Here is a 20,846-nt window from a genome sequence, read left to right on the forward strand (position 1 = left end):
TTGGCGCAGGGTCTTGTCGCAAAACCATCTGACCCTTTGCGGAACCTGCCTAGCCGAAATAGGCTTTGGCGAGGCTGTTGTAGAGGCCGCCGATTTCATAGGCGAGATCGTCCAGCGCCTTGGCCGTCATGTCCGAAGGCTCCTTGATGGCAATCTGGGTGTTGAGCTGCAGGATCTCCTTGGCCGCCGGCGACATGTGCCCCTCGCCGCCGAGCGACGGCAACAGGCCGATCTCTGCCTTCAGCCTTTCGAGCTGGAACAGGATGGAGCGCGGATTGAGGGGGTCGAGCGCCAGGAGATCGACCACCGTGCGCCGGCCGGCCTGCACCGGATATTGCCGGCGGTGGGTCATCACGCTGTCGCCGATCTCCAGCATCATGTCGAGCGCGCCGTCCGGCGCCTTGGCGCCGGTCAGCCGGGACAGCGTGCGGGCGATCTGGATGCCGCGCTCCAGCCGCCGGCCGATCTCGAGGAAACGCCAGCCCGCAAAGCGGTACATGTTCTCATGCAGCAGGCCCGAGAAACCAGCGAGCTTGCGCAGGATGACCGTCATGGCCCGTGTCGCGTCGTCGCCGGGCGCCACCGTCGTGGCGAACTGATGGATGGTCTTCGACAGATCCTTGAGCGCCAGCCAGCCATCGGGGGAGAACCGGTCGCGTATCTGCCCGGCGCTGTAGACGGCGCTATCCAGCGTGCCGATCAGCCCCGACGGGATCGCCGTCTCGACATCGATGCCGAAAGGCTCGAGATAATCCCTGATGTCGGCAAGCAGCGGTATGTCGGGGTCGGAGGTCTCGGCGAGCCGCACATGATAGGCGCGCAGGATGCGCACCGTGTCTTCCGAGCGTTCGATGTAGCGGCCGAGCCAGGTCAGGTTTTCCGCCGCTCGGCTGGGCAGGCTGCCAGGCCTGGTGCGGATGAAGCTGTCGCCCTCTTGCGGCAGCAGCGTCTCGCGATCCACCGGTCTGTCGCTAACCACCCAAACGTCAGCCGCCTGGCCGCCACGCTGCATGGCAATCGCCGTCGGATCGAGCGACAGGCCGACGCGGGCAAAACCGCCCGGCATCACCGTCCAGCCCTCGGGCGTGCGCGCCAGATAGACGCGCAGGCTCGCCGGCCGGGGCTCCAGCCAGCCGCCGACAAAAACGGGTGTCGTCGAAAGCGTCACCGCTTCCTGGCCGACGAAGGCGCCGCCTTCGCCTTCGATGCGCGCCACCAGTTCCGCCCGCTCCCCGGCGGACAGCGCCGAGCCGAGCTTCGTCTGGTTGTCATCCTCGAAGGCAAGCCGTGTCGACAGCGCCGGACCGATCACCATGCGGTCGATATTCGCCAGCACATGCGCGCGTTCCGTCGCCTGCCCGCACCACCACGTCGCGACGCTCGGCAGCAGCAATTCCTCGCCCCGCAAGGCGCGCGAAATCTTGGGCAGGAAGGCGAGCAGCGCGCGTGTTTCCATCAGGCCGGAGCCAAGCGCGTTGACGGTCGCAACCGCACCCTGGCGGATCGCCTCGACCAGGCCCGGCGTGCCGATCTGCGAATCCGAGCGCAGTTCGAGCGGGTCGGCGAAGGCAGCGTCGAGCCGCCGCCACAGCACGCTGATCGGCATCAGGCCGGAGACCGTGCGCACCATCAGCCTGCCGCCGGAGACGGTCAGGTCCTCGCCTTCGAGCAGCATGATGCCGAGGTAGCGGGCGATATAGGCGTGTTCGTAGTAGGTTTCGTTGAGCGGCCCCGGCGTCAGGATGGCGACACGGCCGTCGGTTTCCTTGGCCATGCCGATCAGCGCATCGCGAAAACGGCGGAAGAATCCGGCAAGGCGATGCACATGCATCTCGCCGTAGATATCGGACAGCGCGCGTGTGGTGGCGACGCGGTTCTCCAGCGCAAAGCCGGCGCCGGATGGCGCCTGGGTGCGGTCGCCCAGCACCCACCATTGGCCGTCGGGCCCGCGGCCGAGTTCGAACGCGCAGAAATGCAGGAAATGCCCGCCAGCCGGCCTGGTGCCGACCACTGGCCGCAAATATTCCGGGCTGGCGGCGATCAGGCCCGCCGGCAGGATGCCTTTTTCGACCAGCCGGTTCGGCCCGTAGATATCGGCAATCGTCTCTTCGAACAGTTCGGCGCGCTGCACGAGGCCGGCGCTGATCGCGGCCCACTCGCTGTCTTCGATGAGCAGGGGAATATGCGCCAGCGGCCATTCGCGCTCATTGGCGCCGGCCTTGTCATAGACGCGGTAGTAGACGCCGGCGTCGCGCAGATACTGGTCGGCGCGGGCGAAGCGCTGGCCAAGCTTCTCAGCCCCCAGTTCGTCGAGTGCCTCGATGAAGTGCTTCCAGACTGGACGGGGAGTGCCTGACGCATCGACCATCTCGTCGACGACGCCGTCGATCGGTTGGTAGTGCTCCAGCAGGCTGTGGATCTGCGGCTTGCCGCGTACCCTTTTGTGATTCCCCTTTGCCATCGTTGATCAGAGTCTTGCCGGCCGCCGAAGGTCAAGGGTCATCGGGAAATCTTCCGCCGGTTGTTCCTCACGCAACACATAGCCGGACGGCGTATGGCCGCGCGGTTCGAAGCGGGCGAGCCGCCGTGCCTCCGCCTCGTTGCCGTTGACCGGGAAGGTGTCGTAGTTGCGCCCGCCCGGATGCGCGACGTGGTAGACGCAGCCGCCGACCGCGCGGCCCGACCAGCGGTCATAGATATCGAACACCAGCGGCGTGTTGACCGGCAGCGCCGGATGCAGGCCCGAAGCCGGCTGCCACGCCTTGAAGCGGACGCCCGCCACCGCCACTTCGCGGTTGTCGGTGACCTTCATCGGCACGATGCGGCCGTTGCAGACCACCGCATGACGCTCCGGATTGAGACCTTCGGTCTTGACCTGCAGCCGTTCGACCGAGGAATCGACGAAGCGCACGGTGCCGCCGATCGCCCCTTGCTCGCCCATCACGTGCCAAGGCTCAAGCGCCTGCCGCAGCTCCAGCTTGATGCCGGCGTGCTGGACCTCGCCGCAGAATGGGAAGCGGAATTCGAGCTGGGCATCGAACCATTCCGGACGGAACGCGAAGCCGCTGAGCTTGAGATCGTCGAGCACGTCGAGAAAATCCGCCCAGACATGGTGCGGCAGCATGAAACGATCATGCAGCGAGGTGCCCCAGCGCACGAAGCGGCCGTCGACCGGGTTCTTCCACGCGCGGGCAATGATCGCCCTGACAAGCAACTGCTGCGCTAGGCTCATGCGCGCATTGGGCGGCATCTCGAAGCCGCGGAACTCGACCAGACCGAGCCGGCCGGTCGGTCCGTCCGGCGAGAACAGCTTGTCGATGCAGATTTCCGAGCGGTGCGTATTGCCCGTGACATCGGTCAACAGGTTGCGGAACAGTCGGTCGACCAGCCACGGCAAGGGTGCCCCGCCCTGGTCGGGATGCGGCACCTGCGCCATCGCGATCTCGAGCTCGTAGAGCGAGTCGTGACGCGCCTCGTCGAAGCGCGGCGCCTGGCTGGTCGGGCCGATGAACAGGCCGGAAAACAGGTAGGACAGCGACGGATGCCGCTGCCACTGCAGCACCAGGCTCTTCAACAAATCGGGCCGGCGCAGGAACGGGCTGTCATTGGGTGTCGCGCCACCGACCACGACATGATTGCCGCCGCCGGTGCCGGTGTGGCGTCCGTCGATCATGAACTTGTCGGCGCCAAGCCGGGTCTGCCGCGCCTCCTCATAGATCGCCGTCGTCGTCGCCACGCAATCCTGCCAGTTGGCGGCGGGATGGATGTTGACCTCGATGACACCGGGATCGGGCGCGACGCGGATGACATTGAGGCGCGGATCGTGCGGCGGGCCATAGCCTTCGATATGCACCGGCAGGCCGATCGCCCGCGCTGCATTCTCGGCGGCAGCGACGAGTTCGAGATAGTCTTCCAGCGCCTCGACCGGCGGCATGAACACGCAGAGCCGCCCGTCGCGCGGCTCGACCGAGAGTGCGGTGCGCACCGCGCCACCGATCTCGGTGATTTCCTGCTCGACCCGGTCCTGTTGGCCGCTTGCCGCCGTGAACGACACCGCCTGCTGGCGGCGCGCCATTTCATCGGCGCCTTCGAGTTCGGCCGGAGCCGCTACGGGCAGGATCGCCTCGCGCGCCGGCAGCGGGCCGCGTGGCAGCGAGGGATCGACCGGCACGATATAGGGGAACTGCGCCGGCGGCACATAGGGAAGCGTGCCGAGCGGCAAGCGATAGCCCACCGGGGAATCGCCTGGCACCAGGAACAGCCGACCGCGCCGCGTCTTCCACTTCTCCGAACGCCAGCGTGGTCCCGATGCCTGGCTGTTCCAGCGCTGTACCGGCAGCACGTAACCGGACGGCTTGGTCAGCCCGCGTTCGAAGACTTTCGCCATGCGGCTACGCTCTTCCGGATCCTCCAGCTTGGAGTTGGACGGGTCGACATTGTCCGGCAGCTTGCCTTCCTTGAGCAGCCACTCGGCCGGATCCTCATAGGCTTCGCTGACCATGGATTTTTCGATGCCGAGCTCACCGGCAATCGCCGTCAGCAGGTCTTCGGCCTGTTTGGGCCCGACATCGGCCGCGCTCTTTTCGCGCGCGATCAGCGACGGGTCGCTCCACACCGGCTCGCCGTCGGCGCGCCAGTAGAGCGAGAAGGTCCAGCGCGGCAGGCTCTCGCCCGGATACCATTTGCCCTGGCCGTAGTGGAGAAAGCCGCCCGGCGCGAAGCGCTCGCGCAACCGTCGGATCAGCGCATCGGCCTTCTCACGCTTGGTCGGCCCGACCGCAGCGGTGTTCCACTCCGCGGATTCGAAATCGTCGATCGAGACGAAGGTCGGCTCGCCGCCCATGGTCAGCCGCACGTCCCCTTCGGCAAGTGCTGCATCGACCTTGTTGCCGAGTGCATCGAGCGCCTGCCAGCTTTCATCCGAGAACGGCTTGGTGATACGCGGATGTTCGGCTATTCGATCGACCCGCATCTCGAAGCCGAAATCGACATTGGCAAAGCTCGCCATGCCGGAAATCGGAGCGGCATTGCGGAAATGCGGCGTGGCGGCGAGCGGCACATGGCTCTCGCCGGTGAGCAGGCCGGAGGTCGGATCGAAGCCGATCCAGCCGGCGCCGGGAAGATAGACCTCGCACCAGGCATGCAGATCGGTGAAGTCTATCGCCGTTCCCGGCGGTCCGTCCAATGCGACGAGATCCGGCTTGAGCTGGATCAGATAGCCGGACACGAAGCGCGCGGCGATGCCGAGGTTGCGCAGGATCTGCACCAGCAGCCAGCTTGAATCGCGGCAAGAGCCTTTTTTCGCCGCCAACGTCTCTTCCGGCGAGAACACACCGGTCTCCATACGCACGATATAGGCGATTTCGCGCTGCAGCCGGGCATTGAGGTCGACGAGGAAATTGACGGTGTTCTTTGCGCTGCGGTCGATGGTCCCAAGCAACGCCGACAGCAGCGGACCGGCCGGTTCCGGCGTGCGGTAGATGGCGAGATCGTCGCGGATCTCTTCCGGATACTCGAACGGAAACGCCTCGGCCGACGGCTCGACGAAGAAATCGAACGGATTGTAGACCGTCATGTCGGCGACGAGATCGACCTCGATCTTCAGTTCCGACACCGGCTCCGGAAAGACGAAACGGGCGAGGAAGTTGCCGTAGGGGTCCTGCTGCAGATTGACGAAGTGGTTTGCCGGCTCGACCTTCAGCGAATGGCTCAAGACCTTGGTGCGGGAATGCGGCGCCGGCTGCAGCCTGATGATCTGCGGCCCGAGAACAACCGGCCGGTCATATTTGTAATGGGTCAGATGGTAGACAGCTGCCAGAATTGCCATGGGGCCCCGGAGTTCAGCGTTTCAAACGAATTCGCTGAACCCTGACACAAATGGCGGCCATTCTCCAAGCAGAGATGTTGCGGTGCACCTAATTTAAGCAGGTGTGCTGGCTTAGAAAAACGCCTGCAGGCCCGTCTGCGCCCGTCCAAGGATCAGCGCATGCACATCATGCGTGCCTTCATAGGTGTTGACGGTCTCCAGATTCTGCGCGTGGCGCATGACGTGGTAGCCGATCTGGATGCCGTTGCCGCCATGCATGTCGCGGGCCTGGCGGGCGATGTCGAGCGCCTTGCCGCAATTGTTGCGCTTGACGATCGAGATCATTTCCGGCGCCATCTTGCCTTCATCCAGCAACCGCCCGACGCGCAGGCTGGCCTGCAATCCAAGCGCGATCTCGGTTTGCATGTCGGCGAGCTTCTTCTGGTAAAGCTGCGTGCCGGCCAGCGGCTTGCCGAACTGCTTGCGGTCGAGGCCGTACTGGCGGGCACGGTGCCAGCAATCTTCCGCGGCACCCATCGAGCCCCAGGAAATGCCGAAGCGGGCCCGGTTGAGGCAGCCGAACGGACCGCCAAGGCCCTTGGCGTTCGGCAACAGCGCGTCCTCGCCGACCTCGACACCTTCCATCACCACCTCGCCGGTGATCGAAGCGCGCAGCGACAACTTGCCGCCGATCTTTGGCGCCGACAGCCCCTTCATGCCCTTTTCCAGCACGAACCCGCGGATCTGGTTGTCATGCGCCGATGATTTCGCCCAGACGACGAACACATCGGCGACCGGTGAGTTGGAAATCCACATCTTCGAGCCGGAGAGCTTGTAGCCGTTGGCCGTCTTCTCGGCGCGCGTCTTCATGCCGCCTGGATCGGAGCCGGCATCCGGCTCGGTCAGGCCGAAACAGCCGATCCATTCGCCGCTGGCGAGCTTGGGCAGGTACTTCTTGCGCTGCTCCTCCGAGCCATAGGCGTAGATCGGATACATCACCAGCGACGACTGCACGCTCATCATCGAGCGATAGCCCGAGTCGACACGTTCGACTTCCCGCGCCACCAGCCCGTAGGTCACGTAGTTGGCGCCAAGCCCGCCGAACTCCTCGGGAATGGTGATGCCGAGCAAGCCGGCCTCGCCCATTTCGCGAAAGATCGCCGTGTCGAAGGTCTCGTTGAGATACGCTTCCTCGATCCGCGGCGCGAGCTTGTCGGCGGCGAAGGCCGCGGCACCATCGCGCACCATGCGTTCGTCTTCCGAAAGCTGGTCCTCGATCAGGAACGGGTCTTCCCAGACGAATGCATTCTTGTCGGCGGCCATGGCTCTCTCCCAACTGATGCAGGTCGCCCAAAAGTGTCAGCGGTTTGGCATGACGACATGCATGAAGCAAAATCTTGGCCCGGCTTATCGACCCGCGGCCTGAAAAAATCAAACGAAATTGCTTCGCCGATCAATGAGCGTTAGTAATGGATCATGAGTGTCCAGCGCCGCCTTCTGCCCAACATCAGCGCCCTTGCCGCCTTCGAGGCGGTGGCCCGCCTCGGCAGTTTCACCGCCGCCGCCCAGGAACTTGATCTGACCCAGGGCGCGGTCAGTCGCCAGATCAGGCTGCTGGAAGACCAGTTCAGCCGCCGGCTGTTCGAACGCGACAGCCGCAATGTCAGGCTGTCGACGGCGGGCGAAATATACGCCGATGCGGTACGGTCGGCGCTTGGCCAATTGCGTGACGCCGCCCTTGGATTGATGAGCAATCGGCATAGTGGCATGCTGAACCTTGCCATCTTGCCAACCTTCGGCACGCGCTGGCTGATGCCGATGATCCCCGATTTCGTCGAAAGCAATCCCGATATCACCATCAACTTCGTCACCCGCGTCGGCCGCTTCGACTTTGCCCGCGAGCGGCTGGATGCCGCCATCCACTACGGCCTGCCGGACTGGCCGGAGGCGGACTCGACGCTCTTGGTGCGCGAAACGGTGGCGCCGGTCGTATCGCCCGAGTTCCTCGCCGGCCGCGCCATCGCCGCACCGGCCGATATCGGTCGCTTGCCGCTGCTGCACATGGCGACGCGCCCCGGCGCATGGACCGAATGGTTCGAGCATCAGGGCCTGAGCGCGCCGACAGGACCCGGCATGCAGTTCGAACAGTTCGGCACCGCCGCCCAGGCCTGCATGGCAGGGCTCGGCGTGGCGCTTTTGCCGCTGATCCTCATCGCCGGCGAATTGCAACGTGGCCAGTTGGTGCCGGCACCCGGCCAGCCGATGCAAAGCCGCAGCGCCTACTATCTCGTCGTCCCGCACGACAAGCGCGGCCACCCGCCGGTCGCCAGCTTTCGCGACTGGCTGCTCAATCACCTGGCCAGGTAACTACTTCCGCTTCAGCGCATCGGCCAGTGCCGCGCCGAATGCGCCTTGCTGCGCCGGCCGTTCCGGCTGGCGCTGCGGCGCCGGCGAACGCGGCGCTGGCTTGCCACCCGTGGTATCACGTGGCCCGCCCCTCGATGCACTTCCATCTCCGCCATCCCTGCGCATCGAGAGGGCGATGCGCTTGCGCTTGATGTCGACATCGACGACCCGCACCTTGACCACATCACCGGCCTTGACCACCTCATGCGCGTCCTTGATGAAACGGTCGGCCAGTTGCGAGACATGCACCAGCCCGTCCTGATGCACGCCGATATCGACGAAGGCGCCGAAGGCGGCGACATTGGTGACGGTGCCTTCCAGCAGCATGCCGGGCTTCAAATCCTTGATGTCGTCGATGCCGTCGGCGAAGGTCGCGGTCTTGAAACCGGGGCGCGGGTCGCGGCCGGGCTTTTCCAGCTCCGCCAGGATGTCGCGCACCGTCGGCAAGCCGAAACGCTCATCGACGAAGACACGCGGATCGAGTGCCTTGAGCACGGCACTGTCGCCCATCAGCGCGCGCACGTCGCGGCCGCAGGCGGCGACGATCTTCTTGGCCACGCCATAGGCTTCCGGATGCACCGACGAGGCATCGAGCGGCTCGCTGCCGTTGGCAATGCGCAGGAAGCCGGCGGATTGTTCGAAGGCGCGAGGTCCAAGGCGGGGCACCTTGAGCAGATCCTTGCGGCTGGCGAAAGGTCCAGTCGCGTCGCGATGCGCGACGATAGCGTCGGCCAGCGATGCGCCAAGCCCCGAAACGCGGGCCAGCAGCGGCGCCGAGGCGGTGTTGAGATCGACGCCAACGGCGTTGACCGCATCCTCGACCACCGCCTCCAGCGAACGGCCAAGCCGGTACTGGTCGACATCGTGCTGGTACTGGCCGACGCCGATCGACTTGGGCTCGATCTTGACCAGTTCGGCCAGCGGATCCTGCAGCCGCCGGGCGATCGACACCGCACCGCGCAGCGACACGTCGAGGCCGGGGAATTCCGCCGCCGCCGTCGCCGATGCCGAATAGACCGAGGCGCCGGCCTCGCTGACGATCACCTTGAGCGGCTTCGGCCCGCCATCCGCCGGCATGTCGGACAGCATGTCCGCCACCAGCTTTTCCGTCTCGCGGCTGCCGGTGCCGTTTCCGATCGAAATCAGCTCGACCTTGTGCAGGCGAATGAGTTTGGCCAGCTCCGCCTGCGTGCCCCGCACATCGTTCCGGGGCTGAAACGGATAGACCGTCGTCGTCGTTAGCACCTTGCCGGTGCCGTCGACCACCGCCACCTTGACGCCGGTGCGGATGCCGGGGTCGAGCCCAATGGTGGCGCGCGAGCCGGCGGGTGCGGCAAGCAGCAAATCCTTCAGGTTGCGGGCAAAGACGTGGATCGCTTCCTCTTCCGCCCGCTCGCGCAGGTCGCGCATCAGGTCGAGCGTCAGGTGCAGCGACAGTTTTATCCGCCAGGTCCAGCCCGCCACCTCCATCAGCCAGCGGTTGCCGGGCAGGCTGCTGCCGATGGCATAGGCGTTGGCGATCATCCGTTCGACCGGCTTCATCGGCGACGTGTCATCGGCATCGACCTCGATGTCGAGCGACAGAACCTCTTCATTGCGGCCGCGCAGCATCGCCAGCGCGCGATGGCTCGGCACGGTCGCCCAGCGCTCGACATGGTCGAAATAATCGGAGAATTTCGCGCCGGCCTCCTGCTTGCCGTCGACCACCCGGGCGCGCATGAACGCGCGTTCCTTCATGTAGGTGCGCAATTTGCCGACAAGATCGGCATTCTCGGCGAATTGCTCCGACAGGATGTCGCGCGCCCCCTCGAGCGCTGCCTTGGCGTCGGCCACCTCATCGGTGACATAGGCCAGCGCCAGCTCGGTCGGCACCAGCGACCGGTTGGCCAGAATGGCCTCCGCCAGCGGCCCTAGACCACGTTCCCTAGCGATCTCGGCCTTGGTCCGCCGCTTGGGCTTGTAGGGCAGGTAGATGTCTTCCAGCTCCGCCTTGGTGGTGGCGGCGACGATCTTGCCTTCAAGCTCGTCGGTCAGCTTGCCCTGCTCGCGGATGGAACCGAGGATGGTGTCGCGGCGCGCATCGAGCTCGCGCAGATAGGCCAGACGCTCTGAAAGCAGGCGCAACTGCGTGTCGTCTAGCCCGCCCGTCACCTCCTTGCGGTAGCGTGCCACGAACGGCACCGTCGCGCCCTCGTCGAGCAGTTCGATCGCCGCCGCCGCCTGTTCAGGCCGCGCCGTGATCTCGGTCGCGATGATGGCTGCGATGCGCTTGATGTCGGATGCCATGTCGTTCCTGCTCTCGTCGAAAAGAGCGGCGACCATAGGCGCAGACGTGCCGTCCGCCAACCGCCGCGTTTTCATGAGCCCGGCGGGTCCACAGGAAAGCGCGCGGCAATTTGGCTCGTCAGGGAGCTTAGATCATCCGGTTCAGCGCCTCGAAAAAGGCGACGATCTCGATATCCAGCGGATCGTCCACCGGCACCGGCTGCGACGACATCTTGGCGATCACAACCTCGCTCCTGGGATCGACATAGAGCCATTGGCCGTGGATGCCGATGCCGCAATAGGCGCCGCCCGGCAGACCTGTCTGGTACCATTTGTTGCGGTAGCGGCCCTTGGGGAACAGCGGCAGCATCGCGCCGCGCTGCCAGGCTTCCGAATTGCCGCCGGTGACGGTCGTGTGGCGCACCCATGCCTCCGGCACGATGCGCCGGCCATTGGCCGTGCCGCCTTGCCGCATCATCTCGCCGACGCGCGCCAGGTCGCGCGGCGTCACCGAAATGCCGCCGGCGGTGCGCGCCGTGCCTTCCATGTCGACGCCGATCGAGGCTTCGCTGACGGCGCCGAGCGGCAGCCACAGCTTGTCGCGCATCAGGTCGGTGAAGCGCTGGCCCGAGGCGCGCTCGAGCAGGATGCCGAGCAGGTCGGAATTGGGCGAGCGGTAGCGGAAGGTCTGGCCATGCGGCTCGGCAAGGCGCTGCAAGGTCAGGATGAACTCGCGCAGGCTCTCCGTGCCGCCGCCCGGATTCCACAGCGTTGCCCGGCGGTAGCGGGCAAAGGCACTTTCCGGATCGAGATAGGCCTCCTCGAAATCGAGGCTGACGCTCATGTCGAGCACGTGCCGCACGCTCGCGTCGGCATAGGCTGACCCGGCGGCTTCCGGAATGTAATGCGTCACCGGCGCTTCCGGATCGAACACCCCCTCGCCTTCCAATATGCCGGCGACAATGGCGGTCAGCGACTTGCTGATCGAAAAGATGATGTGGCGGGCGCCGAAATCCATATGCGGCGCGAACCAGTCGCCGATGACCTTGCCACCCTTCATCACCGTCAGCGCGTCGGTGTTCGAGCGTGCGAGAAAATCAGCCACCGTCTCCGGCGCGCCGGCGATCGCAACCTTATCGCCGAGCAAGCCGCTGATATCCTGTACTGGTGTCTCGACACCACCCGGCGCGGCCGCCACGGGTGCCGTCGGCACCAACTCGCCTAGATTCTGGAACGACCATCGGTTGAACGGGTTTTCGCGCCAGTTCGCGAGCAGCACCTCATTGCGGCGGAAGCCGTATCGGGTCTCGAACGCGGTCTTGCCGGTCATGGCGTTTCCTTCCGGATCTTTTTTCTTTTTTGAGGTTCAGTTCAGTGCCGCGGCGATGGCATGCACGGCCTTCACCGTCGCCACCGAATAGGCGACATTGCTGAAATCCGGATAGGTCGAAAGCTTCACCACGACCATACTTGTGTTCCAGTCGATGTGGATCATCTGTCCGAACACGCCCCGGCACATCAGCGCGCGCGAGCGCGGGTCCTCGATCCAGAACTGGTTGCGGTAACTGCCTTCGGGCAGGCTGGGATTGAAGTCCGGCCCGTGTCTACCGTTCCGCGTTGCCTCGATCCAGTCGGCTGGCACCACGCCGCGGCCATTGTCGAGGATCAACTGGCCGAAGCGGCCATAGTCGCGAAGCGTCGCATTGAAGCCGCCATCGGCGACCGCATAGCCGGCATTGTCGACCGTGAAACAGGCGCTTTCATCAGCGCCGAGCTTTTGCCAGAGTTCTTCCGAAACCAGCTGCGGCAGTCGCTTGCCTGTCACCCGTTCCATGATGAAGGCGAGCACATCGGTCTCGATCGAGCGATATTCGAAGGCCGCACCATGCGGGCGGATCGTTTCCGTGAGGCCGAGGATCAGTTCGAACATGTGCGAGGGCCAGCGAAAGGCCGGATCGCTGCCCGGCGGCACCGGTTTCCAGCCGGTCGCGACATCGACCTGACCGATGTCGGAATAGCGGTCGGTGTATTCCTCGGAAAAACGCACCCCGCTCGTCATGTCGAGCACGTGCTGGACGCTGGCTCCCGCCCAGCCGGTGACGCTCAGTTCCGGCAGGTAGTCCGTCACCGGCCTCGCCGGATCGATCAGGCCACGCCCGACCAGTATTCCGAACACCGAGCCGGTGACCGACTTCGCCATCGATTGCGACAGATGCAGCGACCGCTCGCCCATGCCGTTGAAATAGCGCTCACAGGCTATCCTGCCGTCCTTGAGCACCAGAAAGCCGTCCGTATAGGTCTCGTCGAGCAATCCGGCGAGCGTCGTTGGCTGGCCCGTGCTGTCCTCGACCGCCAGTCCGTCGAGATCGACTTCGGCGCGTTCGAAGCGATGGCGATGGCCATTGCCGCGCCAGACTTCGGCGGTCGGCAGGAATTCGCGGACATGCTGGAACGCCCAGCGATTCCACGGCGGCCGGTCCCAGTCGAGCTTGGGCAGCACCATGGCGGGCGGCGAGCCCTGCATGATCGGCGGCCGCGGATCAGAATTGCGATAGGAGTCCATGAAAGCCCCGGTGAACGTGAAAGAAAGCCCCGGTGAACATCAAAACGGACCCGGCGGCGTGTGCCGCCGGGTCCATCGAAACGCAGTTACTTCTGCAGTTCGGTCCAGATCTTGGTGTAGATGTCCTGGATTTCCGGAGCACACATCTGCTGCAACTCGGCATGCGGCTTGTCGGCCGCCGGAATGACAACTTCCGGTGCGTCCTTCATGTCGGCAGGCATGTACTTGTCCGAGCCGACGATGGCGTTGGCGTAGCGGTGGAAAGCCGAGAGACCTGCCGCGTTTTCCGGATCCATGATGAAGTTCTGGAACAGCTTGGCGTTCTCGACATTCTTGGCCTCCTTCAGAACGACCACATTGTCGCTCCACAGGCCAAAGCCTTCTTTCGGATAGTTGTAGTGGATGGCTGGATTGGCCAGCCGCTGGCGCAGCGCCGACCCGTTCCAGTCGCTGGTCGCCTTGAAATCGCCGGCACCCATCTTTTCGATGGTGTTGTATTCCATCGCGATCCAGTTCGGCTTGGCGGCGACAAGCGTGTCGCGCACCTTCTTCAGCACTTCCTTGTCGGTGGTGCACTGCTGGCCGCCGACGTATTTGATCGCGGCGAAGATGACGTCGTTCATTTCAGGAACGACATTGACCTTGCCCTTCAGCTCGTCGGGCGTGTTGAAGATGATGCCCCAGCTGTCGGCCGGCCCCTTGTAGGCGTCGGTGTTGACGACCACGCCGACAGTGCCCAGAGCCCACGGCACCGAATATTTGCGGCCCGGGTCGAAATCGGGATTGGCCCATTCCGGCGCGACATTCTTGAAGTTCTCCATCTTGCCCGGATCGGTCTCCAAAACGAGGCCTTCCTTGATCCAGATCGGCACGTAGGTCTGCGACGGAACCGCGATGTCGAAACCGGTGCCGCCCTGGCGAACCTTGGCAAGCGCGGTGTCGTTGGAATCGTAGTCGGTGATAGTTACCTTGATGTTGTATTTCGCTTCGAACTTCTTGATCACGTCGGGGCTGGTGTAGTTGCCCCAATTGTAGATGTTCAGTTCGCCGTCGGCGCGAGCCAGGCTCGTCGATGCGAGCAGCGCCAACCCCATGGCGGTCGCTGTTGTCTTCCAGTTCATGGTGTTAACTCCCATTTTTTCAGATTTAGGCGTGTTTCCTGCTGATGAAGAAGAACAACGTCACGATAGCGACCGACAAGAGCAGGAACACGGTCGATATCGCGTTTATCTCAGGTGTTATGCCGCGGCGTATCTGGCCGAGCATGTAGGTGGGCAGCGTGTCCTGGCCGCCCGATTTGACGAATTCCGTGATGACAACATCGTCGAGCGAGATGACGAAGGCCAGCATCAGTCCGGCCAGAATGCCGGGCCACAGCAGCGGCAGAGTGATGCGCCTGAAGGTTCGCCACGGCGTCGCATAGAGATCAGCGGCGGCACGCTCCAGCGTCAGGTCCATGTTCTCAAGCCGCGCCCGGATCGGCAGGTAGGCGAACGGAATGCAGAACGCCGTGTGCGCGGCAATCAGGTAACCAAGGCCGGAATAGCCGGTGAAGATCTTGATGCGCGAGAAGAAGATCAGCAGCGCCACGCCGGTGACGATCTCGGGAACCATCAGCGGCTGGTTGATCGCCGCGTATTTGAACGTCAGACCCGGATAGGGCGCCGTCCGCGTCGTGGCGAGCGCGGCCATGGTGGCGAAGATGGTCGAGAACACCGCGGCGGTGGCGCCGATCTGGAACGAGCGCAGGGTCGCATCGATGACCTGCGTGTTCTGCCACGCGGACTGGAACCATTTGAGCGAGAAACCACCCCATTCGGAGGTCGATGTCGCGGCGTTGAAGGCGTAGATGACCAGCACGACGATCGGCAGATAGAGCACGATGAAGCAGGTCGCGGCGATCGCCGTGAATCCCGGCTGATGCTTGATGGAAAAGCGATTAGCCATGACGCACCCCCGACTTGCCGGCATTGCGCACATAGGCAAGCAGCGCCACCATGACGATGATCATGACCGCGATCGACAGCGCCGAGCCAAGTGGCCAGTTGCGGCCTTGACCGAACTGCAATTCGATCAGGTTGGACAGCATCATGTTCTTGCCGCCGCCAAGCACGCTTGGCGTCACATAGGCGCCGAGTGCTGGAATGAAGACCAGGATGGAGCCGGCGATGACGCCGGGTTTGACCAGCGGGAAAATGATCTTCCGCAGCACCTTGAAGCGTGTCGCGTAGAGATCATAGCCCGCCTCGACCAGGCGAAAATCGAGCTTTTCCATGCTGGCGTAGATCGGCAGCACCATCAGCGGCAGATAGACATAGGCCATGCCGATCAGGATCGCCGTATCGGTGTAGAGGATCTGGATCGGCGACGAGATGATGCCGAGCTTCAGCAGGATCGTGTTGACGATGCCTTCGTTGCGGATGATCTGCAGCACTGCGAAGGTGCGGATCAGAAGGTTGGTCCAGAACGGAATGGTGATCAGGAACAGCCAGAGGTCGCGGGTCTTTTCGCTGCGCGTCGCCATGAAATAGGCGGTCGGGAAGCCAAGCACCAAAGTGGCGATGGTCGTCACCACCGAAAGCTTGATCGAGCGCAGGAAGATGGTGACGTGGGCCGCGGCGACGGAAAGCGTATCGTCGAAGATATCGCGCTCCAGAAACACCGCTATCCAGGCTTCCGGCGAGAATTGCCACTTCACGTCGCCATAGGAACCTGGCGTCAGGAACGAATAGACGAGCACGATCAGCAACGGGCCGGTCGCGGCAAGAAAAATGACCAGCAGTGCTGGCGCTGACAAAAGCCAGCGATCGCGGATATCGCGCCGCTCCGCTGCCTTGGCGACTTCCTCTGCGGTCGCCATCGTCAGTCCTTCAAGACCTGAGCGGCGTCGCCGCCAATCAGGATGCCGACCTTGCCGCCCTGGACGATACCGTCGCCGGTGCCGCGGCTGTTCTGGCGCCGCACGATGAAGGGCTCGCCATCGGCGAGGCGCAGATGGAAATGCGTGTCGGTACCGAGATAGACGATGTTTTCGACCGTGCCCGACAGCGAAGCGCTGGGGCTTGCGGCGCTCAACTGCGCATGTTCGGGGCGCACGACGATGGTAACCTTGCCCTTGGGGACCAGGCCCTCCGGCAGCGAGGCCGGTATTTCCGTGCCCGACGACAGTTTTACCGTCGCCCGGCCTGCCGAGACACCAACCACCTCGGCCTTGAGGAAGTTCGACTCGCCGATGAAATCGGCGACGAAGCGTTCCGACGGCCGGTCGTAGATGTCGCGCGGCGAGCCGACCTGCAGGATCTTGCCCGACGACATCACCGCGATGCGGTCCGACATCGTCAGCGCTTCCTCCTGGTCGTGGGTGACGAAGATGAAGGTGATGCCGGTCTCGTGCTGCAGCCGCTTCAGTTCGATCTGCATTTCCTTGCGCAGCTTGTAGTCGAGCGCCGACAAGGGCTCGTCGAGCAGCAGCACCTTCGGCTGTGGTGCGAGCGCCCTGGCCAGCGCCACACGCTGCTGCTGGCCGCCGGAGATCTGGCTGGTGCGGCGCGCGCTGAGCGCTTCCATCTTGACCAGCTTCAACATCGCGTCGACGCGCGCCTTGATCTCGGCCTTCGGCTTGCCCAGCATCTCCAGGCCAAAGCCGATATTCTCGGCCACCGTCATGTGCGGAAACAGCGCATAGGACTGGAAGACGGTGTTGACCGGCCGCTTGAAGGGCGGCAGCGGCGCGATATCCTGACCGTAGAGCAGGATTTCGCCGGCGGTTGGAAAGTCGAAGCCGGCAATCAGCCGCAGCAACGTCGTCTTTCCGCAGCCCGACGGGCCGAGCAGCGTAAAGAACTCATTCTCACGGATGGATACTGAGACCGTGTCGAGGGCAGCGACTTGGCCCTCTCCTGATCCGAAAATTTTGCTTACTTTGACAACTTCAATTGCATTCCGATCCGGTTTGTCCGGCACGATTACGCCTCACTGTTGACCCCGCTCTTGCTGGCGGAATTTTCCCCTGTTCGATGTGAACACAAGGCCGGTATGTTGGCAAGCCCGGCACTGAATCACAGTTCAATTCGTAATTTGGCTAGCAAGCCTCATGCCACTGTCAGGTCTGATAGGTGATCTTGCCGCCACAGATCGTCGTTACCGGATGCACCTTGTGCAAAGCCTCAGGCGCGGTCGCCTCGATATCGGCCGAGAGCACCACCAGATCCGCCATATAGCCGGGTTTTATCGCGCCCTTGCGATGCTCGGCGAATTCGGCATAGGCCCCTTCGACGGTGTAGCCGGCTAGGGATTCATGCAGCGACAAACTCTGGTCCGGGTCGCCGTCCGCCCACGGTTTGCGCAACACTGCCGCCTGGATGCCCAGGAGCGGATCGATCGGCGACACCGGCCAGTCCGACGCGAAGACGACGCGCGCGCCGGCATCCTTCAAGGTCCGCCAGGCATAGCTCAACGGCCAGCGGGCCGGCCCGATGCGCGATACGGTCGGCTCCAGCGGAAAATCCATGGCGCCAGGGGGGTGCGGCGGCTGCATGGAGGCAATGACGCCGAGTTCGGCGAAACGCGGAACGTCGGTCGTGGTGGTGACCTCGATGTGCTCGATCCGGTGGCGGCTGTCGCGCTTGCCATTGGCCTTCTGCGCCGCTTCGTAGCCGTCGAGCACCGCGCGCACGGCGCCGTCGCCGATCGAATGCACGGCGATCTGCAGCCCGCGTTTGTCGACGGCGACAGCCAGGTCGATGAATTGTTGCGGCGTGAACAGCGGCTCGCCCACCCAGTCCGGACGGTCGGCGTAGGGCTCGACCATGACCGCTGTCCAGGAATCCAGCACCCCGTCGTAGAACACCTTGACCATGCCCGATGACAGCCACTCGCTGTTGTAGCGCTCGGCCATGTCGGACGCCTTGTCGAGCATGTCGAGCGTCATGAAATTCTTGTAGTGGAACGGTATCTGCACACGGCAGGGCAGCCCTTCCTCGGCTTCGATCTCGGCCAGCAGCTCAAGCTGATAGAGATTGCCGTCCATGTTCTGGATCGAGGTGATGCCATGGCGCGCACACCAGGCAAGCCCGCGCCGCATGATATCGCGGTCGGCGGCCCGCTCGGTCGCGGTCGGCATCGGGTCCGGCTCGCCGCCGGTGGCCAGGCCCAGCCGCACCCGGCTTTCGCCGGCAAGGTCAAGCACCGGACCGAAGGCTTCGCCCTCGCGCAATTCGCCGCCAGCCAGGCCATCGTCGCCCATAACGATCTCGTTGCCCGGACCGAGCGTGCGCCCATGCAGGATCCCGGCCATTTCCAGCGCCTTGGTGTTGGCCCACATGGTGTGGTGATCGGGCGCGGCCATGCAGAAGGGGCGATCGGGCAAAATGGCGTCGAGATGGTGGCGTGTCACCCGCTCACTGCCGAGCACCGTGTAGTCGACGCCCTGCCCGACCAGCATTTTCGCATCCGGCTGGGTAGGCGCATAGGAGCGGATCGCCTTCTGCAGCGCCTCGAACCCATGAATACCGGTGAGCTGGAGGTGGGCAAGCTCAGCCCCGCCTGAAAACAGATGCATATGGGCTTCGATGAAGCCCGGGATCACTGAACCGCCCTTGGCGTCGATGATCTTGGTGGCCGGTCCCTTGAGCTCTTCGATGGAGACGCGGCTGCCCATTGCGATGATGGCGCCGTCCTTGACGGCAACAGCTTCGGTGGCGGGATTGTCATCGTCCATGGTCAGCACACGACCATTGATGACGATCAGATCAGCACTATGACCCGCACCCGTGACAGACATCGCGACTCCGCGCTTTTGACGACTGACTGAGGCCGACAACCCTGTGCCCACGACCGCCAGCCCACCGGAGCGGCGCTACGGGACAAAAAATGATGCCAGCATGCTGTCTTCGAAATTCCCCTTGTTATCCCTGAAGACAGCGTGGATAAAGAATGCGACTAATTATTCGCGTTTGTCAACATGCGGAATTTGGCATGTATTGTGGACAACACCCTGCGCATGTGTTGGGACCGGGCGGGGAACGGGGACATCAGGCAGTGAAGCGCAGTCTCGACCGCAAAACCAGGATAGCGCTCGAACCGCGCAAGCAGCCGCGCCAACAACGGTCGAGCAAGGTGGTCGACCGGATTCTCGACGCGGCGCTGATCCTGACGCGGGAGCAAGGAACCAAGACGCCGACGACGCTCGCCATTGCGCAGCGCGCAGGCCTGTCGGTCGGTTCGGTCTACCAATACTTCCCCAACAAGGAAGCCATTCTTCTGGACCTCGCCCGGCGCTGGCTGTCCTCCTTTCCCGAAGTGATCGAGAAGCGCATCAAGGTCCCCCGGCCCACCAACCGCGAAGAATTCCGGCGCGAAGTGCGCAAGCTCTTTATCGACACGTCCAGTATCTATCTCGAGAACGCGACCCTGATGCCGGTGATCGAGGCCATTTCAGGCAATGCCGATCTCAGGCCTATCCAGGACGAATATGACGAGCAGATCATCGCGCTTTACGCCGCCTGGCTGCGGCATGTGAATCCTGCTCTCGAAGACAAGATCGCCAAACGACTCGGCCTTGTGATGATGGAGGTCGGGCACGCCTGCCGGCTGGTCGGACTGAAGAGGGATCGCAGGACATACAACCTCATCGAGGACGATGTGGAAACCATGTGGCTCGCTCTGGTGAGCCCCTATCTCAACCTTGACTGATTTCGCATTTCGAGAGGAATTTCATGAAGACTGTCTATTCGCCGCTTCATGCTGGCCATGCCGGCCAGATGGAACTGGTCACCGCCGCCATCGTGCCGGGTTTCGAAATGCCCTCGCGGGCCGAATTCATCAAAGCGCGGGTCGAAAGCGAGAAGCTGGGTCCGATCGTCCTGCCGCTCGAGCACGATCTTGCCGCCGCCAAGCGGATCCACAAGGCCGACTACATCGACTTCCTGCCGACGGTCTGGCCGCAATGGGTAGACGCCGGTTTCAAGGGCTCGGCGATGCCCTTCACATGGCCGACGCGCGGCCTGCGCGGCGACGTGCCGCCAAAGCGCATCGACGCACTGCTCGGTTACTATTCCTTCGATGCCGGCGCTACCTTCGTCGAAGGCACATGGGCCGCGATCAAGTCGTCTTATGACGTGGCGCTGACCGCCGCCGGCCTGGTCAAGGGCGGCGAGGCATCCGCCTTCGCGCTCTGCCGCCCGCCCGGCCATCATGCGGGAGCCGGATTCATGGGCGGCTATTGCTTCATCAACAACGCCGCCGTCGCCACGCAATGGTTCCTCGACCAGGGCGCCAGCCGTGTGTCCATCCTCGATGTCGACTACCACCATGGCAACGGCACGCAGGAGATCTTCTATGACCGCGCCGACGTGCAGGTCCTCAATCTGCATGGCGATCCGATGGACGAATATCCCTTTTTCCTCGGCCATGCCGACGAACGTGGTTCAGGCGCAGGCGAAGGCTTCAACATCAACTATCCGATGCCCTTCGGCACCGGCTGGGACGCCTGGAATGCCTCGCTTGAGGATGCCTGCGCCAGGCTTGCCGCCTACGCGCCGGACGTCGTCGTCGTCTCGCTCGGCGTCGACACTTTCGAGAAGGACCCGATCAGCCAGTTCAAGCTGAAGACATCCGATTATCCCAAGATCGGCCGCCGCATCGCAAGGCTCGGCCTGCCGACGCTGTTCGTCATGGAAGGCGGCTATGCCGTCGAGGAGATCGGCGTCAACGCCGTCGGCGTGCTGACCGGTTTTGAAGGCAGGTAAATGCCTGTCGCCCAAAGCGTCAGCGATTTTGGGGCAACGACAGGCAGAAGCAAAACGA

The 20,846-nt window shown here is 63.7% G+C and carries 14 protein-coding genes; 3 read left to right on the forward strand and 11 right to left on the reverse strand.

Annotated features, from left to right (window positions below):
* Window positions 1-49 precede the first annotated feature (49 nt).
* The 3 genes from HNQ71_RS27855 to HNQ71_RS27865 all read right to left on the reverse strand — a co-directional run bounded on the left by HNQ71_RS27855 (window position 50) and on the right by HNQ71_RS27865 (window position 7,129).
* Window positions 50-2,461, reverse strand: a complete 2,412-nt coding sequence (locus HNQ71_RS27855; RefSeq protein WP_184876458.1) for a circularly permuted type 2 ATP-grasp protein — start codon at window positions 2,459-2,461, stop codon at window positions 50-52.
* A 6-nt stretch (window positions 2,462-2,467) separates the two neighbouring features.
* Window positions 2,468-5,827 carry a transglutaminase family protein gene (locus tag HNQ71_RS27860; RefSeq protein ID WP_184876460.1) on the reverse strand — a complete coding sequence of 1,120 codons (3,360 nt, stop codon included), beginning with the start codon at window positions 5,825-5,827 and terminating at the stop codon, window positions 2,468-2,470.
* A gap of 111 nt (window positions 5,828-5,938) precedes the next feature.
* Window positions 5,939-7,129 carry an acyl-CoA dehydrogenase gene (locus HNQ71_RS27865; RefSeq protein ID WP_184876462.1) on the reverse strand — a complete coding sequence of 397 codons (1,191 nt, stop codon included), beginning with the start codon at window positions 7,127-7,129 and terminating at the stop codon, window positions 5,939-5,941.
* 153 nt (window positions 7,130-7,282) lie between these two features.
* Between HNQ71_RS27865 and HNQ71_RS27870 the strand changes: the two genes are divergently transcribed.
* The gene (locus HNQ71_RS27870; RefSeq protein ID WP_184876464.1) at window positions 7,283-8,173 is read left to right on the forward strand and encodes a LysR family transcriptional regulator; all 891 of its coding nucleotides are present in this window, start codon (window positions 7,283-7,285) and stop codon (window positions 8,171-8,173) included.
* On the opposite strand, the gene HNQ71_RS27875 is transcribed toward HNQ71_RS27870, so the two are convergent.
* The 8 genes from HNQ71_RS27875 to HNQ71_RS27910 form a co-directional block, all read right to left on the reverse strand.
* Complete coding sequence (locus tag HNQ71_RS27875; protein WP_184876466.1) at window positions 8,174-10,498, reverse strand: Tex family protein; 2,325 nt, start codon at window positions 10,496-10,498, stop codon at window positions 8,174-8,176. It abuts the gene before it with no gap.
* Window positions 10,499-10,625: 127 nt separating this feature from the next.
* Entirely contained in the window at window positions 10,626-11,807 is a 1,182-nt protein-coding gene (locus HNQ71_RS27880) for a serine hydrolase domain-containing protein (protein ID WP_184876468.1), read from the reverse strand.
* 36 nt (window positions 11,808-11,843) lie between these two features.
* Window positions 11,844-13,040, reverse strand: coding sequence for a serine hydrolase domain-containing protein (locus HNQ71_RS27885; RefSeq protein WP_184876470.1), 1,197 nt, complete (start codon window positions 13,038-13,040; stop codon window positions 11,844-11,846).
* Between the two features lie 86 nt (window positions 13,041-13,126).
* On the reverse strand, window positions 13,127-14,161 hold the full coding sequence (locus HNQ71_RS27890) for an extracellular solute-binding protein (RefSeq protein WP_184876472.1): 1,035 nt from the start codon (window positions 14,159-14,161) through the stop codon (window positions 13,127-13,129).
* A 25-nt stretch (window positions 14,162-14,186) separates the two neighbouring features.
* Window positions 14,187-14,987: an ABC transporter permease gene (locus tag HNQ71_RS27895; protein WP_184876474.1), complete on the reverse strand. Its 801-nt coding sequence runs from the start codon at window positions 14,985-14,987 to the stop codon at window positions 14,187-14,189.
* On the reverse strand, window positions 14,980-15,900 hold the full coding sequence (locus HNQ71_RS27900; protein WP_095084488.1) for an ABC transporter permease: 921 nt from the start codon (window positions 15,898-15,900) through the stop codon (window positions 14,980-14,982). Before HNQ71_RS27900 ends, HNQ71_RS27895 begins: the two co-directional genes overlap by 8 nt.
* A gap of 2 nt (window positions 15,901-15,902) precedes the next feature.
* On the reverse strand, window positions 15,903-17,003 hold the full coding sequence (locus HNQ71_RS27905) for a polyamine ABC transporter ATP-binding protein (protein ID WP_184876476.1): 1,101 nt from the start codon (window positions 17,001-17,003) through the stop codon (window positions 15,903-15,905).
* Window positions 17,004-17,142: 139 nt separating this feature from the next.
* Complete coding sequence (locus HNQ71_RS27910; RefSeq protein WP_184876478.1) at window positions 17,143-18,822, reverse strand: amidohydrolase; 1,680 nt, start codon at window positions 18,820-18,822, stop codon at window positions 17,143-17,145.
* A 152-nt stretch (window positions 18,823-18,974) separates the two neighbouring features.
* On the opposite strand from HNQ71_RS27910, the gene HNQ71_RS27915 reads away from it, so the two are divergent.
* Together HNQ71_RS27915 and HNQ71_RS27920 are read left to right on the forward strand one after the other, a co-directional pair.
* The gene (locus tag HNQ71_RS27915) at window positions 18,975-19,733 is read left to right on the forward strand and encodes a TetR/AcrR family transcriptional regulator (protein ID WP_246462183.1); all 759 of its coding nucleotides are present in this window, start codon (window positions 18,975-18,977) and stop codon (window positions 19,731-19,733) included.
* A gap of 23 nt (window positions 19,734-19,756) precedes the next feature.
* Window positions 19,757-20,788: a histone deacetylase family protein gene (locus tag HNQ71_RS27920; RefSeq protein WP_184876480.1), complete on the forward strand. Its 1,032-nt coding sequence runs from the start codon at window positions 19,757-19,759 to the stop codon at window positions 20,786-20,788.
* Window positions 20,789-20,846 lie beyond the last annotated feature (58 nt).

It is taken from the genome of Mesorhizobium sangaii (assembly GCF_014207355.1).
In the GTDB taxonomy this organism is placed as follows: Bacteria; Pseudomonadota; Alphaproteobacteria; order Rhizobiales; family Rhizobiaceae; genus Mesorhizobium; species Mesorhizobium sangaii.